Below are 14,526 nucleotides of genomic sequence, written 5' to 3' on the forward strand. Positions count from 1 at the left end.
GGCGACGCTCGTCCGTCAGGCATGTCTCCGGGCGTCCGTAGACTGGCCGCCGTGGGTCAACATCGCGGCAGTGGAGACGGCAGTGGCAGCGGCGGATTCCGGGGCGTCAGCAAAGGCCCGGTGATCGCCGTCGGCACGGTGCTCGTCCTCCTTCTCGCCGTGCTCGGCTGGTTCCAGTTGCGGGACAGGATCTCCGACCAGGGTGACCAGGCGGCCCGCACCTGCGTCGAGGGAGAGGCGAGCCTGAACGTCACCGCGGATCCCGACATCGCCGCGGTGGTCCGCGATCTCGCCGCCGGATACACCGACACCGCGCCGGTGGTCCGCGACCACTGCATCACCGTCACCGTCACGGACGAGCCGTCCCGGGCCACGGCCGACACGCTCGCCGCGAGCGCAGGCGGAGCATGGACTGGCCCGACTCCCGCACCGGCACTGTGGATTCCGCAGTCGAACTGGTCGATCTCCACGTTGAACGCCCATCCCGGAATGATCGACGGGCAGCCGAAGCCGATCGCGTCCGCGGCGGTCGTCATCGCCGCGCCGACCGTGGTGGCGCAGGCGATGTCGCGCCCCCTCGTCGGATGGCAGGACCTGCCGCGCATGCAGTCCGATCCGGAGGCGTTGACGACGGCGGGACTGCCGCGCTGGGGCACACTCCAACTGGCGATGCCACCGGACTCCGAGCCGACGATGCTGGCCACCGAAGCCGTCGCGGCCGCGGTCGCCGTGGCAGGCGCGGGACCGGTCACGGCCGAGCAGGCGTCGTCGCCCCCAGTCAGGTCGGCAGTGACCACCCTCGCCCGCGGCTCCGCGGCAATCCCCGATTCGCCGTCGACCACCGCGGACGCCCTGGCCGCCCTCGGCGCGCAGAAGGAGCCCCGCAGCGGTGCGCTCCACGCGGTGCCCGCCACCGAGCAGCAACTGGCCGCGGCGATCGCGGCGGGCGCGCAATTGCGTGAGGTCGTCCCCGCCGGCGCCACCCCGGTCGCCGACCACCCCGGTGCGGTCCTCGCGGCGGCCTGGACCGACGAGACCCAGCGCCGGGCCGCCGCCGACTTCGCCGACTTCCTCCGCCAACCCGAGCAAGCGGACGCGTTCGTCGCCGCCGGGTTCCGCGCCGGTGACCGTGCCCCGGCCTCGACACCGGAGGTCGCCTACGCGCCGATCCAGACCCCGCTGGTGCCTGCCGCCCCGGAGGTGTCCGCGGAACTGCGGCAGATGATCGCCGCGCCGACGCGGCCCGGCCGGACGACGCTGCTGCTCGACGTCTCGCGCTCGATGAGCAATGTCGAGGGGGCGGGCACCCGGCTGGCGAACACCGTCGCCGCGCTCACCGAGGCGGTCCGCGCCACCTCGGACGACGCGGAACTCGGCCTGTGGGTGTACTCGCGCGGCCTCGACGGGTCGAAGGCCTACAAGGTGCTCGTGACCACGGGACCGGTCGACGAGAGCGTCGGCGGTGTCCCGCGCAGGCAGGCGATCGCCGATGCTCTGGCGGCGGTGACGCCGGCCACCGCGACGTCCACGTACCCCTCGGTGCAGGCCGCCTACTCCAGCGCGGTGAGCAGCTATGCCGCGGACCGGCCGAACTCGGTGCTGCTGGTCACCGACGGACCCAACGACGACACCAGCATCAGCAGCAGCCAGTTCCTCCGGTCGATCGCAGGAACCGCAGACACGGCAGCACCCGTCCGCGTCGACGTCGTCACCATCGGCGAGAACTCCGACGCGACCACCCTCACCCAGCTGGCCGAACGGACCGGCGGGACGATGACGGCGGTGCCGAGTTCGGACGCACCGGAACTCGCGCAGGCATTCACGTCGATGATGCGCTGAGCAATGCTGCGGATCCTCCTGTTCGGTGTGCTCCTGGCGCTGCTCACCTGGTGGCTGTATCGGCGCCTGACCCGTCCGACCGCGCTGGGTGCCCACGGCCGACGCGCCGTCGCCACGGCCCTGGTCGTGCTCACGGCGCTGGCCGTTGTCGCGGCGGGCACCGGTGAGGTCTTCGATCCGACGTGGGCCAGGGTGCCTGCGTTCGCCGGTTGGGTGTGGCTGGCCGTGGTGCTGTACCTGACGCTCGGCCTCGCCGCGATCGCGGTGGGCGCCGGTCTCGCACGACGGCTCCGGACGTCACGGGCCGACGACCCGCCCGCCGACCCGTCACGGCGCCGCGTGCTGCAGGGCGCCACCGTCGCCGTGGTGGTCGGCTCGCTGGGCGCGGTTGGATACGGCGTCGCCGAGGCCGCGTCTCCCCGCGCGGTCCAGGTCCGGATTCCGTTGCGCCGCCTGCCCGCCGAGTTCGCGGGCACCCGGATCGCGCTCGTGACGGACCTGCACGTCGGACCGGCACGCGGCGCCCCGTTCACCCGCCGCGTGGTCGACGCCGTCATGGCCCGGCAACCCGACCTGATCCTGCTCGGCGGCGACCTCGTCGACGGCACCGTCGCGAAGGTCGGCTCGGCGTTGACCCCGCTCGCGGATCTCCGTGCACCGCTGGGAGTCTTCGGGGTCAGCGGCAATCACGAGTTCTATGCCGGTGACGGTGGCCGCTGGCTCGACCTGTGGGACCGGCTCGGCATCCACACCCTGCGCAACTCACGCGTCGAGTTGCGACGCGGCGGAGCGGTGATCGACCTCGCCGGGGTGCACGACCACAGTTCAGCCGCCCCGTTCGCGCCGGATCTGCCCGCCGCGTTGGCCGGCCGCGACCCGGAGCGCGCGGTCATCCTCCTCGCCCATCAGCCGAAGCAGGTGGAGCAGGCCGCCGAACTCGGCGTCGACCTGCAACTGTCCGGGCACACGCACGGCGGCCAGATGTGGACGTTCCGCCATCTGGTGCCCCTGCAGCAACCATCGGTGACCGGACTCGACCGATTCGACGAGACCGTGCTCTACACCAGCCGCGGCGCGGGCGCGTGGGGGCCACCGGTACGGATCGGGGCACCCCCGGAGATCACCTTCGCCGAACTGGTGCGAGGACCCGCGGGCGCAGGCTGAACGCGCCCGGTGGACGTTCGGTGCACGGGCGGCACCGGGGCCCGTCCGGAACCGAATTCGGTTGTCCCGATTCGGGGCGTGGCACCCTCGGTTGATTGCTACCTTTCGAGAAAACCGGGAGGTGGACACCATGCAGACTTCAGACGCACCATTCGACCTCGTCGTGCGCGGCGGGCTCTGGTTCGACGGCACCGGCGCGCCCGGCGCTGTACGCGACCTCGGCATCCGCGGCGGGCGGGTGGTCGAGGTCAGCTCAGCTCCGTTGCCCGCAGGTCCGGACACCGAGGTGGTCGAGGCCGCCGGCCAATGGGTGATGCCGGGATTCATCGACGTCCACACGCACTACGACGCCGAGGTGCTGGTGGCGCCCGGGCTGAACGAATCGGTCCGGCACGGCGTGACCACGGTGCTCGTGGGGAACTGCTCGCTGTCGACCGTGTACTCCGACCCGGTCGACATCGCCGACATGTTCAGCCGCGTCGAGGCGTTGCCCCGCGAACACGTTCTGCCCGCGCTCACCGACGGAAAGTGCTGGCGGACACCGCAGGAGTACATCGAGGCGATCGAGGCCCTACCGCTCGGCCCGAATGTCGCTTCCTTCCTGGGGCATTCGGACGTCCGCGCCCATGTGATGGGCCTGGGCCGGTCCACCGATCCCGGCCAGAAGCCGGACCGCGCCGAGATGCGGAAGATCGAGCGTGCCGTCGAGGACGCCATCGACGCCGGGTTCCTGGGGCTGTCCACGATGACGAATCCCTGGGACAAACTCGACGGCGACCGCTACCGGTCCCGATCACTGCCCTCCACCTACGCCCGGTGGAGCGAATTCCGGCGCCTGCACCGGGTGCTGCGTCGGCGGGGCGCCGTCCTGCAGACGATCCCGAACCTGAACACCAAGTACGACATCGTGTTCTTCGCGGCCGCAAGCACCGGGATCCGGCGCAAGCCGCTGAAGCTGTCGGTCCTCGCAGCCGCCGACCCGAAGGCCGAACCGTGGCTGTACCGCATCTTCGGTCCGATCGCGCGGCTGACGAACGACCTCGGCAAGGGCGCGCTGCGCTGGCAGCACCTGCCGACACCGTTCCAGGTGTACTCGGACGGCATCGACCTCGTCGTGTTCGAGGAGTTCGGCTCCGGTCGGGCCGCCCTGCATCTGAAGGAGGAGATGGGGCGTAACGACCTGCTGCGCGACGAGTCGTACCGGCGGTGGTTCCGCCGTGACTTCGAGAAGAAGTTCTCGTCCCGTATCTGGCACCGCGACTTCGACGACGCCCACATCACCGAGTGCCCGGACGACACTCTCGTCGGCAAGACGTTCGGGCAGGTGGCGCGCGAGCGGAACCTGCATCCGGTGGACACCTTCCTCGATCTCGTCGTCGAGAACGGCACCGCGATCCGGTGGACCACCGTGATCACCAACCACCGACCGGAGATCCTCAACCATCTGATCCGTCAGCCGGGAGTCACCCTCGGCTTCTCCGATGCGGGCGCGCACCTGCGCAACATGGCGTTCTACAACTACGGCATCCGGTTCCTGCGCCGCATCCACGAGTTCGCGGGCCGCGGCGAACCCGTGATCCCCACCGAGACCGCGGTGTACAAACTGACCGGCGAGATCGGGGACTTCTACGGCCTCGACGCGGGACGGCTCCGCAAGGGCGACCGCGCGGACCTGGTTGTGATCGACCCGGCCGGGCTCGACGAGGAAACCGAACGCTATGCGGAAGCACCGATGGCGGAGTTCGGTGGTCTGCGCCGCATGGTCAACCGCAACGACCGGGCGGTCACGGTCACCGCGGTCGGCGGCAGGGTCGTCTACCGCGCCGGCGAATTCACGCCGGGGTACGGGCGGACCGCGGCCACCGGACGTTTCCTCCGCGGCGGCGAGGCCCACGGCACCGTCCGGGAGGCTCCGGCGCCCGTGCAGTGAGCGATTCGGCGTCGGCGTGATCGCCGGTTCGTCAGAGGCACCAGCTGATGTCGGCGGACCCGGGCAGCGGCACGACGAAGCAGATGTTCAGCGAGCCATTGCCGAGCTCGCGCCGCTCGACGGCCGACGCCGACGGCGCCACCACTGCGCCGAGCGTGAGAACGGCCGCGGTGACGGCTAGGGCACGTGCGATCTTGGCAGGCATTTTCCCGACCTCCGTTGATGGGGTGAGGCGGGGACGGCGCCCCGCCGGGAGACGCGAGATCATCGTCCTCCCGGCGGGACGCCGCGCACAACGACCGTGAGCAACGCTCACGGCCGGGCGATCAGTTGCTGAACGCCTCGATCGGAGGGCACGAGCACACCAGGTTGCGGTCGCCGTGCGCCCCGTCGATACGGCGGACCGGCGGCCAGATCTTGTCGGCGGTCCCGGCCGGGAACACCGCCAGTTCCCGCGAGTACGGGTGGGTCCACTCGCCGACCAGGCAGGCCGCGGTGTGCGGGGCGCCGCGCAGCGGGTTGTCGTCCACCGGCCACTCCCCCGACCCGACGCGGTCGATCTCGCGGCGGATGGCGACCATCGCGTCGCAGAACCGGTCGATCTCGGCGAGGTTCTCCGACTCGGTCGGCTCGATCATCAGCGTTCCCGCGACCGGGAAGCTCATCGTCGGCGCGTGGAAACCGTAGTCCGCCAACCGCTTCGCGACGTCGTCGACGGTCACACCGGTGTCCTTGGTGATCTGCCGGAGGTCGATGATGCACTCGTGGGCGACCATGCCGTTCTCGCCGGTGTAGAGCACCGGGAAATGCTCGTCGAGCCGGCGGGCGATGTAGTTCGCGGACGCGATCGCGGTCAACGATGCCTCACGCAGCCCCGTGGCCCCCATCATCCGGATGTACGCCCAGGTGATCGGGAGGATCGACGCGCTGCCGTACGGCGCCGCGGAGACGGTGGGGCCGTCGCCGAGTTCCGGGGCGAGCGGGTGACCGGGCAGGAACGGCGCCAGGTGGGAGCGGACCGCGACCGGCCCGACTCCGGGACCGCCACCGCCGTGCGGGATGCAGAACGTCTTGTGCAGGTTCAGGTGGCTGACGTCGCCACCGAACCTGCCCGGCCGGGCCAGGCCGACGAGCGCGTTCAGGTTCGCGCCGTCCACGTACACCTGGCCCCCGGCGTCGTGCACGGCGGCACAGATCTCGGCGATCTCCTGCTCGTACACGCCGTGCGTGGACGGGTAGGTGATCATGATCGCGGCGAGGCGGTCGGCGTGGTCGGCGATCTTGGCGCGCAGGTCGTCGAGATCGACGTCGCCGTTCGGGCGGCAGGCGACGACCTCGACGCGCATACCGGCCATCACGGCCGACGCGGCGTTGGTGCCGTGCGCGCTCGACGGGATCAGGCAGGTGTCGCGATGGTCGTCGCCGCGCGAGAGGTGGTAGTTGCGGATCGCGAGCAGGCCCGCGTACTCGCCCTGGCTGCCCGCGTTCGGCTGCAGGCTCACCCGGTCGTAGCCGGTGATCGACGACAACCACGACTCGAGGTCCGCGACGATCTGCCGGATGCCGGGGGTGTCGTCGGCGGGCGCGAACGGGTGCAGACCGTTGAACTGCGGCCAGGTGATGGCCTCCATCTCGGCGGCCGCGTTGAGCTTCATGGTGCACGAGCCGAGCGGGATCATGCTGCGGTCGAGGGCGATGTCCTTGTCGGAGAGCTTGCGCAGGTAGCGCATCATCGCGGTCTCCGTGCGGTGGCTGGTGAACGCCGGGTGGGTGAGGAACTCCGTGGTCCGGGCCAACGGGGCGGGCAACGATTCCGGTGCGTCCGCGGTGAGGTCACCCGCGACCCCGAACGCGGCGAGGACCGACTGCAGGTGCGCGGTCGTGGTCGCTTCGTCGCACGCGACGGCGACGTGGTCGGCGTCGACGAGGCGCAGGTTCACGTTCCAGCCCTTGGCCGTCGAGACGACGTCGGCGGCGCGACCGGGGACGCGGGCGAGGACGGTGTCGAAGAACGCCTCGTGCACGACCTCGACACCACCGGAACGCAGACCGGCCGCCAGGCTGCCGGCGGCGGCGTTGACGCGCCGCGCGATCGCGGTCAGCCCCTCGGCGCCGTGGTAGCTCGCGTACATCGCGGCGACGACGGCGAGCAGCACCTGCGCGGTGCAGATGTTGGAGGTGGCCTTCTCGCGGCGGATGTGCTGCTCGCGGGTCTGCAGTGCCAGCCGGTACGCCTTGTCGCCGTCCGCGTCGACGGACACGCCGACCAGCCGGCCGGGCAGCTGCCGGGCGTGCTTGGAGTGCACGGCGAGATAGCCGGCGTGTGGGCCACCGAAGCCCATCGGGACACCGAAGCGCTGGGTGGTGCCGAAGCAGGCGTCCGCACCCATCTCTCCGGGCGGGGTGAGCAGCGTCAGCGCGAGCAGGTCGGCGCCGACCGCGACGAGCGCGCCGCGCTCGTGGGCGGCGGCGATGAGGGACGAGTGGTCGACGACCCGGCCGGACGCGCCGGGCAGCTGTGCGAGCACGCCGAAGAACTCGCCGTCGGGCAGGCCCTGGGTGAGATCTGCCTCGACGAGTTCGATACCGAGCGGGGTGGCCCGGGTCTCGAGGACGGCCCGGGTCTGCGGGAACAGGTCCGTGTCGATCACGAACCGCGCGGACTTCGACCTGCCCGCGCGCCGCAGCAGCGTCATCGCCTCGGCCGCGGCGGTGGCCTCGTCGAGCATCGACGAGTTCGCCACCTCCATCCCGGTCAGGTCGGAGACCATCGTCTGGAAGTTCAGCAGCGCCTCGAGGCGGCCCTGGCTGATCTCCGGCTGGTAGGGCGTGTACGCGGTGTACCAGGCGGGATTCTCGATCAGGTTCCGCACCAGCACCGGCGGGGTGAGGGTGTCGTGGTAGCCCAGACCGATCATCGACGTTGCGACGGTGTTGCGCTGCGCGAGCGCGGTCAGCTCGGCGAGCACCTCGTGCTCGGACACCGGTGCGGGCAGCGCGTCGAGGCCGGTGCTCACACCGTCGGTGACCGCATCGAGAATGCTGGCGGGGACCGCCTTACCCGCTAGGGCGTCGAGGTCGTCGACACCGATCACGTGCAGGATCCGGCCGAGTTCGGCGTCGTCCGGTCCGATGTGACGCGCCGCGAACGCGGCACTGTCGAAGACGCTGGTCTGGTCGTGCAAGGCAACTCCCGCGGTGAAGGATCAGAGGGCACACCGTTCGGTGCGTTCCTCCCCCTCTGTCGCCTGCTCGTCAGAGCGCCTGAGAGATTCGGGTCGGCGGGGTGACCGTCCCTTTCCCCGTGGGCGGGTGGGTGCTCCCACCGCTTTCCAGAGGCGCCGGTGCCCGCACGGTCCCTGTTGCCTGAGAGATTGACGGGGAGGTGCTGCTCCTTCGGCGTCCGGACAGGTGCTCCGGAACTCTCCCGTACGGCGACGACGCACCCTGAATTCTAGGCGACGTTCGCCGAAACGCCGATGCCGCGGCGCCGCAGTGTGGCGAGCGCCACGCACGCCGGAAGCCCCCGGAAATCCCGGGGGCCCACCTGCGGGTCAGCCGATCTTGCGGCTGCCCCGGGTGCGGCGACGGGACGCGAGTTCGTCCTCCGGGCTCTGCTCGCTCTCGCCGCCGTCGGCACGCTCGGCCGGGAAGTCGGCGATGGTGCCGGTCAGCTCCCGCATCGCGCCGCTGACGGCGATGCCGAACACACCCTGACCGCCCTGCAGCAGGTCCACGACCTCCTCCGGAGAGGTGCACTCGTAGACGGTCGTGCCGTCCGAGAAGAGGGTGATCTTCGCGAGGTCCGCGACACCGCGCTTGCGCAGGTGATCGACCGCGACCCGGATGTTCTGCAACGAGATGCCGGTGTCGAGCAGGCGCTTGACGATCTTGAGGACCAGGATGTCCTTGAACGAGTACAAGCGCTGACTTCCCGAACCGGCCGCGCCGCGGATCGAGGGCACCACCAGCGACGTGCGGGCCCAGTAGTCGAGCTGCCGGTACGTGATTCCGGCAATCTGGCACGCGATCGGGACGCGGTAGCCGACCAGCTCGTCGGGGACGGAATCGTCGGGGAACAGTCCCGGCTGCACGTCGTCGACCTCGACGGCCGGCGCCTGGGCATCGACGCGCTGACGATCATTCGCGTCCTGCGGCTGATCTACCACTGACTGCTCCCTCTCACACGCAAATCCAAACCGTGGATTCATCGAAAAGCGTACGCCCACGTTGCTCAGTGGGCGTCCCGATGAATCACATGGTGCGTATTCATGACGGCCAGACGGTATGGGCCGACGGTCACACGGTCAACGCAACACGCCCAAAGTGATCCAAGCTTAGCTTGAAAATAGCTGGATTTGTGCAGGTGAGATGCTATCGATACCTGTGTCGAGACCTATCCGTCGGTGGCCTTGAAGTCGTCCGGGGAGACCGACTCGAGGAACTCCTTGAACTTCTCGACCTCGTCCTCGCGTTCGTCCGGCATCACCAGACCCGCCTCGGCGAGCACCGATTCCTCCGCGTAGATCGGCACCCCGGCCCGCAGTGCAATGGCCACCGAATCGGACGGCCGCGCCGAAACCGTGATGTTCCGGTCGAACACCAGGTCGGCGTAGAAGGTGCCCTCCTGCAGGTCCACGATCCGCACCTCGAGCAACCGGTGACCGAGCGCACCGATCAGGGTCGTGATGAGGTCGTGGGTCAGGGGCCGAGCCGGCTCGACACCCTGCTGTTCGAGGACGATCGCGGTCGCCTCGGTCTGACCGATCCAGATCGGCAGGTACCGGTCGCCGTCCGCTTCGCGGAGCAACAGCACGGGCGAGTTCTGCGGCTGCTCGACGCGGATTCCGATCACACGCATCTCACTCATCGCGCTCGCCTTCCGTGAAATCTGTTGCTTCGACCGATTCTATGCCGATGCGACGCACCGCGCCGATACCCATTCGGCGAGCCGCACCGCGACGACGATCAGCGATCCAGTGCGCCTCGGACGGCCGACTTCACCAGGCAGGTGTGCAGGGTCAGCGACAGTGCGGCGAGCTCGCGGACCATCTCCTCGGCCCGGTCCCGCGCACCCGCGTCGCGCCCCTTCGCGACCGGCCCGGCGATCTGCGCGACGAGCCCCGCCTCTCGGTCGGCGGCGAGCTTGAACGCCCGCAGATGCCGCACCTCGAGACCGAACCCCGACATCGCCTTCGCGGTGCGGGCGAGGGTGACCGCGTCCTCGTCGAAGAACCCCGCCGACCCGGGCACGATCAATCCGGCCCGGATCAGCTCGGTGAGGAAGCCCTCGTCGACGCCGGACCTGGCCAGCAGGTCGGTCCGGCTGATCCGGACCTCCCGGTCGGGTCGGAACTCCTCGGGCGAGACCTCGCCGGGGGCCACCGCCAGCACCCGCGGACGCCGCGGCGCGGCGTCCGGGGCGCCGACGACGGCGACACCGCTGTCGATGGCCTCGAGCTGTTCCTTGATCACCTTGAGCGGCAGGTACTGGTCACGCTGCGCGGTGAGTACGTAACGCAACCGCTCGCAGTCGGCGATCGAGAACCGCCGGTATCCCGACGGTGTGCGTTCCGGACTGATCAGGCCTTCCGCTTCCAGGAAGCGGATCTTCGAGATCGTGACGTCCGGGAACTCGGGGCGGAGCCGATCGAGGACGGAGCCGATCGACATCCCGCCCGCACCCTGGCTCCGCTGCCCGACCGCGGTCATCAGCTACCCGCACCCGCAGGCGAGTCACCGGCCGCGCCGCGAGGACCGGTCAGGAAGACCAGGCGGAACTTGCCGATCTGCACCTCGTCGCCGTTGGCCAGCGTCGCCGAGTCCACCGGCTCGCGGTTGACGTAGGTGCCGTTGAGGCTGCCGACGTCGACGACCTGGAACTCGTGCTGCTCGCGGCGGAACTCGGCGTGCCTGCGGGAGACGGTGACGTCGTCGAGGAAGATGTCACTGTCCGGGTGCCGTCCCGCCGACGTGGTCGGGTGGTCCAGCAGGAACCGCGATCCGGCGTTCGGCCCGCGCTTGACGACCAGCAGGGCGGAGCCGGCGGGCAGACCCTCGACACCGGAGACGGCCTGCTCGGTCGGCGCGGCCGTGGCGCCGTCCAGTTCGCTGAGGAAATCCGCTCGGAAAACCGACGTGGTCTCCGCGGGCGTCTCCCCGTAGACCGCGTCGCTGTCGTTGTCGCTCACCGTTTCTCCTCCTCAGTCCGATCGATTCGGGACTCCCCGAACAAATCTGTAGACACAATCACAACCGATCCGGATCTGCGCCCCGACACGGCGAATGCCCTTCCCCACGACCGTACCCTGCTGATGCCGGTCCGCGTAGGCGCTCTCGCCATGGGGCGCGTCGGGGTTAACCCCCGGCTACCTCCTGGTATGCGGCCGCGTCGAGCATCCCGGCCAGCGCAGCGTCCAGAGCAGCCTCGTCGGCGACCTCGAGATCGACCAGCCAGCCGTCACCGTACGGCGCAGAGTTGACCAGCTCCGGGCTGGCCTCCAGGTTCTCGTTCGCCGCAACAACTTTCGCGGTCAGGGGCGCGTAGATGTCGGACACGCTCTTGGTCGACTCGACCTCGCCGAAGGAATCTCCGGCCGCCACCTCTTCGTCGACGGCGGGCAGTTGCACGAAGACGACGTCCCCGAGCTGGGACTGCGCGAAATCGGTGATGCCGACCCGTACGGTGGTCGATCCCGTCCGCTGCACCCATTCGTGCTCGGCCGTGTAACGCAATTCGGCCGGGATGTTGGTGTCGCTCACCGTGTGGTCCTTTCGACGAGTGTCCGACGCCGTACAGAAGATCTGTGCGACAGCGGAACTTCAGTTTCCGGGCTGAGCGTATTGGCGAGGTTTCGCCTCTCGCAAGGCGGCGATCGTGACCTGCCCTGATTGTTCGACCGACACCCGGCCACCGCTGCGCGCGACGGTGTCCACGACACCACCCGGGATGTTCAGTGCGGCAGCGAGGGTCGGCGGGTCGCCGATCGCGGTGACGACGTACGGCGCGGCCAGCGCAGCGCCGTCGAGCTGCAGGTTCCCGGCCGTACCACTGACCCAGGAGTTGACGCCGACCCGGATCGGCGCGCCCTCGGCGCCCCGCACCTCGATCGCCTCGGCCCCGGCCGCCCGCAGCTCCTGAACCATGTCCAACATCACTTCCGAACCCACCCCGGAGGCGGGGTCGGTGACGGTCAGGACCACCCCGGGTCCGGTCGCCGCCGCCGCGCCGACCTGAATCGACAGGGCGGTAAGCCGGGCGTTCGCCTCCGCCAACGCGGCGTCGGAGCCGCCACCGCTGCGCTGCAGGGTCGAAAGGGTCTCCTGCAGCGAGGTGATCTCCTGCCGCAGCGCGGCCTCGCGCTGATTCAGGTTGTCGAGGATCACCAGCAGGTCCGCGGGGCGCGCCGAGTCCAGGGTGTCCCCCGACCCGGTGTCGCGGACCTGGGTGGCGATCGCGATGCCGAGCGCCGCCATCAGCAGCAGCGCCAGGAGCCCGAACACCACCTTCGATCGCCGCGCCGCGGCCGGTGTCGCGGTGTGCCACTCGTGCCTGCCCTCGGTCGCCACCTCAGTCCTCACCTCCCACGTCGACCCTCACGCCCCGAAGAGCCTGCGGCGCAAGGCCGCCGCGTTGCCGAAGATCCGGATGCCGAGCACGACGACGATCGCGGTCGAGAGCTGTGTTCCGACTCCGAGTTGATCACCGAGCCAGACGATCAGCGCCGCCACCAGCACGTTGAACACGAACGAGACGACGAACACCTTCGCGTCGAAGATCTCGTCGAGATACGCACGCAGACCACCGAACACGGCGTCCAGCGCCGCGACCACGGCGATCGGCAGGTACGGCTGGATCGCGTCCGGAACCTGCGGCCGGAACACGACGCCGGCCACGATGCCCACGATCAGTGCGAGCACCCCGTAGATCGCATAGCCGTTCTTGGCCACCTGCAGAGGTTTGACCGACTTCACTGACCCCTCACCTCTCGTGCACTGCGAATCTCCCTGGCCGTCGCGGCCGGGAGGCTGATCTCGTCGTCCTCGGCGACGTCGAATCCGGCACCGTACAGCTGCGCCACCCCGGACATCCGGAGGTAGGCGTCACTGACGACGAACCCGGTCTGCAACCTGGCCGGCGATCCGATCGCCGACACCACGTACGGCGACGGCACCGGCTGGTTGTCGACGAGCATCGCCCCGCCGGCCTGCCGGATCGTCACCCCGGGCCCGACCCGCACGTTCCCGACCGCGACCGCCTCGGCGCCGGCGCCCCACAGCCCGTTCACCACCGCCTGCAGGTCACGGTCGATGATCACCGGCTTCGCGCCTCCACCGGGACGGGAGCGGTCCGACAGGTCCGGCCGGGCGGCCGGGTCGGTCAGGGTGACGGTGATCCCGGGCCCGTGCACCGGGCCGAGCGCCGCGTCCTGTTCGAGGGCGGCGATCCGGCCCAGGACGGCGGCGCCCTGCGCGTCCCCGGCGAGCGCCTGGGTGCGCGCGGCGTCGGTGCGCGCGGTCAGGTCGTCCCGGGTGTTGGTGAGGTCGGTGCCGCGCGTTTCCGCCGCATCGACCTGAGTGAGGATGTCGCGGCGCACCTGCTCGGTGCCGGGGGCCCGGTCGGCCGCCTCGGCGAAGGCGATTCCGAAGATCAGGCCGAGAACCAGTGCGCCGCCCGCGCACCACACCCCGGCGCGCAGCGGCCGGTGCAGCGAGTGGCCGCGGGCGCGGTCCTCGGCGGCCGCGGCGTAGCCGGGGTCGAGCCCCTCCGCGAGCAGCGCCGTCAGCAGGGACGGCGTCGGATTGCGGCGCACCTGCGAGACCTCGGGCGTCACCGGAACGCCGCTGTCGTTCATGGTGATTCGACTCCCCGCCCGGCGCCGGCCACGACCGGCGTCACCTCACGGGCGACATTCCGGGCCGCCAGCAGGTACAGCAGCCCCGTCCACACGTACAGTCCCGTCCCCCACGCGAGCAGCGCGTACCCCCAGGCGTGCGCGAAGGGCGCGACGGCCCAGTCGCCCTGGGCGGCGAGCACGAGCGGCAGTGCGATCATCAGCGCGAACGTCGCGGCCTTGCCCAGGTACAGCACCGACGGCGGCGGCAGGCCGCGGCGGCGATAGATCTGCAGCGTCGCGGCGAGCACGAGGTCGCGCCCGATGAGCAGCGCCGTCACCCACCACGGGATCATCCCGCGGATCGAGAAGGCCAGCAGGGTGGTGACCACGTACAGCCGGTCGACCAGCGGGTCGAGCAGCGCGCCGAGCTTCGAGGTCTGGTTCAGCAGCCTCGCCAGCTTGCCGTCGGCCCAGTCCGTGAAACCGCTGAGGATCAGGATCGCCAACGCCCACCCGTCCGCGTGCGGCACGAGCAACAGGTAGGCGAACAGCGGCACGCCGATCAACCGCACCACACTGAGCAGGTTCGGCACGGTCAGCACCCGGTCGGTCACGACCGGCTCTGCCGCCGCATCCGCCTGCCCGCGTGGCAGGTCTCCGCTGTCCATGTCACTCCCACAGTCACTCGCCGCTTCGCCGACGTCCCGATTCCCCCGGGGCTGGTTCACCGGGGACTGGTTCACGGGGTCGGGGCGA

14 protein-coding genes and 1 riboswitch are annotated in these 14,526 nt (G+C 70.3%); of the genes, 3 read left to right on the plus strand and 11 right to left on the minus strand.

Annotated elements, in window-relative coordinates; genetic code table 11:
• Window positions 1-51: 51 nt before the first annotated feature.
• From ACWEPG_RS05940 to ACWEPG_RS05950, 3 genes are all read left to right on the plus strand, one after another.
• Window positions 52-1,839: a substrate-binding domain-containing protein gene (locus tag ACWEPG_RS05940; RefSeq protein ID WP_452594054.1), complete on the plus strand. Its 1,788-nt coding sequence runs from the start codon at window positions 52-54 to the stop codon at window positions 1,837-1,839.
• 3 nt (window positions 1,840-1,842) lie between these two features.
• The gene (locus ACWEPG_RS05945; RefSeq protein ID WP_452594055.1) at window positions 1,843-3,003 is read left to right on the plus strand and encodes a metallophosphoesterase; all 1,161 of its coding nucleotides are present in this window, start codon (window positions 1,843-1,845) and stop codon (window positions 3,001-3,003) included.
• A 130-nt stretch (window positions 3,004-3,133) separates the two neighbouring features.
• Window positions 3,134-4,933: an N-acyl-D-amino-acid deacylase family protein gene (locus ACWEPG_RS05950; protein WP_450116519.1), complete on the plus strand. Its 1,800-nt coding sequence runs from the start codon at window positions 3,134-3,136 to the stop codon at window positions 4,931-4,933.
• Window positions 4,934-4,964: 31 nt separating this feature from the next.
• Here the strand turns inward: ACWEPG_RS05950 and ACWEPG_RS05955 are convergent, their stop codons facing one another.
• The 11 genes from ACWEPG_RS05955 to ACWEPG_RS06005 all read right to left on the minus strand — a co-directional run bounded on the left by ACWEPG_RS05955 (window position 4,965) and on the right by ACWEPG_RS06005 (window position 14,438).
• Window positions 4,965-5,138, minus strand: a complete 174-nt coding sequence (locus ACWEPG_RS05955; RefSeq protein ID WP_450116520.1) for a hypothetical protein — start codon at window positions 5,136-5,138, stop codon at window positions 4,965-4,967.
• A 121-nt stretch (window positions 5,139-5,259) separates the two neighbouring features.
• Window positions 5,260-8,118 carry an aminomethyl-transferring glycine dehydrogenase gene (gcvP, locus tag ACWEPG_RS05960; protein ID WP_450116521.1) on the minus strand — a complete coding sequence of 953 codons (2,859 nt, stop codon included), beginning with the start codon at window positions 8,116-8,118 and terminating at the stop codon, window positions 5,260-5,262.
• 158 nt (window positions 8,119-8,276) lie between these two features.
• Window positions 8,277-8,373: riboswitch (glycine riboswitch) on the minus strand.
• Between the two features lie 114 nt (window positions 8,374-8,487).
• Window positions 8,488-9,027, minus strand: coding sequence for a MerR family transcriptional regulator (locus ACWEPG_RS05965; RefSeq protein WP_450116556.1), 540 nt, complete (start codon window positions 9,025-9,027; stop codon window positions 8,488-8,490).
• Window positions 9,028-9,329: 302 nt separating this feature from the next.
• Window positions 9,330-9,803 (minus strand): bifunctional nuclease family protein, encoded by a 474-nt coding sequence (locus ACWEPG_RS05970; RefSeq protein ID WP_450116522.1) that lies wholly within the window; start codon window positions 9,801-9,803, stop codon window positions 9,330-9,332.
• A 98-nt stretch (window positions 9,804-9,901) separates the two neighbouring features.
• On the minus strand, window positions 9,902-10,645 hold the full coding sequence (gene ftsR, locus ACWEPG_RS05975; RefSeq protein WP_450116523.1) for a transcriptional regulator FtsR: 744 nt from the start codon (window positions 10,643-10,645) through the stop codon (window positions 9,902-9,904).
• Entirely contained in the window at window positions 10,645-11,124 is a 480-nt protein-coding gene (garA, locus tag ACWEPG_RS05980; RefSeq protein WP_450116524.1) for a glycogen accumulation regulator GarA, read from the minus strand. Before garA ends, ftsR begins: the two co-directional genes overlap by 1 nt.
• A gap of 166 nt (window positions 11,125-11,290) precedes the next feature.
• On the minus strand, window positions 11,291-11,695 hold the full coding sequence (gcvH, locus tag ACWEPG_RS05985) for a glycine cleavage system protein GcvH (protein ID WP_450116525.1): 405 nt from the start codon (window positions 11,693-11,695) through the stop codon (window positions 11,291-11,293).
• 60 nt (window positions 11,696-11,755) lie between these two features.
• On the minus strand, window positions 11,756-12,514 hold the full coding sequence (locus tag ACWEPG_RS05990) for a DUF881 domain-containing protein (protein ID WP_452594056.1): 759 nt from the start codon (window positions 12,512-12,514) through the stop codon (window positions 11,756-11,758).
• Between the two features lie 15 nt (window positions 12,515-12,529).
• Entirely contained in the window at window positions 12,530-12,907 is a 378-nt protein-coding gene (locus ACWEPG_RS05995; protein ID WP_450116527.1) for a small basic family protein, read from the minus strand.
• Entirely contained in the window at window positions 12,904-13,788 is an 885-nt protein-coding gene (locus tag ACWEPG_RS06000) for a DUF881 domain-containing protein (RefSeq protein WP_450116528.1), read from the minus strand. Before ACWEPG_RS06000 ends, ACWEPG_RS05995 begins: the two co-directional genes overlap by 4 nt.
• Window positions 13,785-14,438 (minus strand): CDP-alcohol phosphatidyltransferase family protein, encoded by a 654-nt coding sequence (locus tag ACWEPG_RS06005; protein ID WP_450116529.1) that lies wholly within the window; start codon window positions 14,436-14,438, stop codon window positions 13,785-13,787. The genes ACWEPG_RS06000 and ACWEPG_RS06005 overlap by 4 nt, the downstream gene beginning before the upstream one ends.
• Window positions 14,439-14,526 lie beyond the last annotated feature (88 nt).

It is taken from the genome of Rhodococcus sp. NPDC004095 (genome assembly GCF_053604015.1).

Excerpts from the sequence above, each read along its gene's own strand:
- ACWEPG_RS05945 (WP_452594055.1), top strand. The coding sequence starts at position 1,843 with ATGCTGCGGATCCTCCTGTTCGGTGTGCTCCTGGCGCTGCTCACCTGG.
- ACWEPG_RS05950 (WP_450116519.1), top strand. The coding sequence starts at position 3,134 with ATGCAGACTTCAGACGCACCATTCGACCTCGTCGTGCGCGGCGGGCTC.
- ACWEPG_RS05955 (WP_450116520.1), bottom strand. The coding sequence starts at position 5,138 with ATGCCTGCCAAGATCGCACGTGCCCTAGCCGTCACCGCGGCCGTTCTC.
- ACWEPG_RS05970 (WP_450116522.1), bottom strand. The coding sequence starts at position 9,803 with ATGAGTGAGATGCGTGTGATCGGAATCCGCGTCGAGCAGCCGCAGAAC.
- ftsR (WP_450116523.1), bottom strand. The coding sequence starts at position 10,645 with ATGACCGCGGTCGGGCAGCGGAGCCAGGGTGCGGGCGGGATGTCGATC.
- ACWEPG_RS06000 (WP_450116528.1), bottom strand. The coding sequence starts at position 13,788 with ATGAACGACAGCGGCGTTCCGGTGACGCCCGAGGTCTCGCAGGTGCGC.
- ACWEPG_RS06005 (WP_450116529.1), bottom strand. The coding sequence starts at position 14,438 with ATGGACAGCGGAGACCTGCCACGCGGGCAGGCGGATGCGGCGGCAGAG.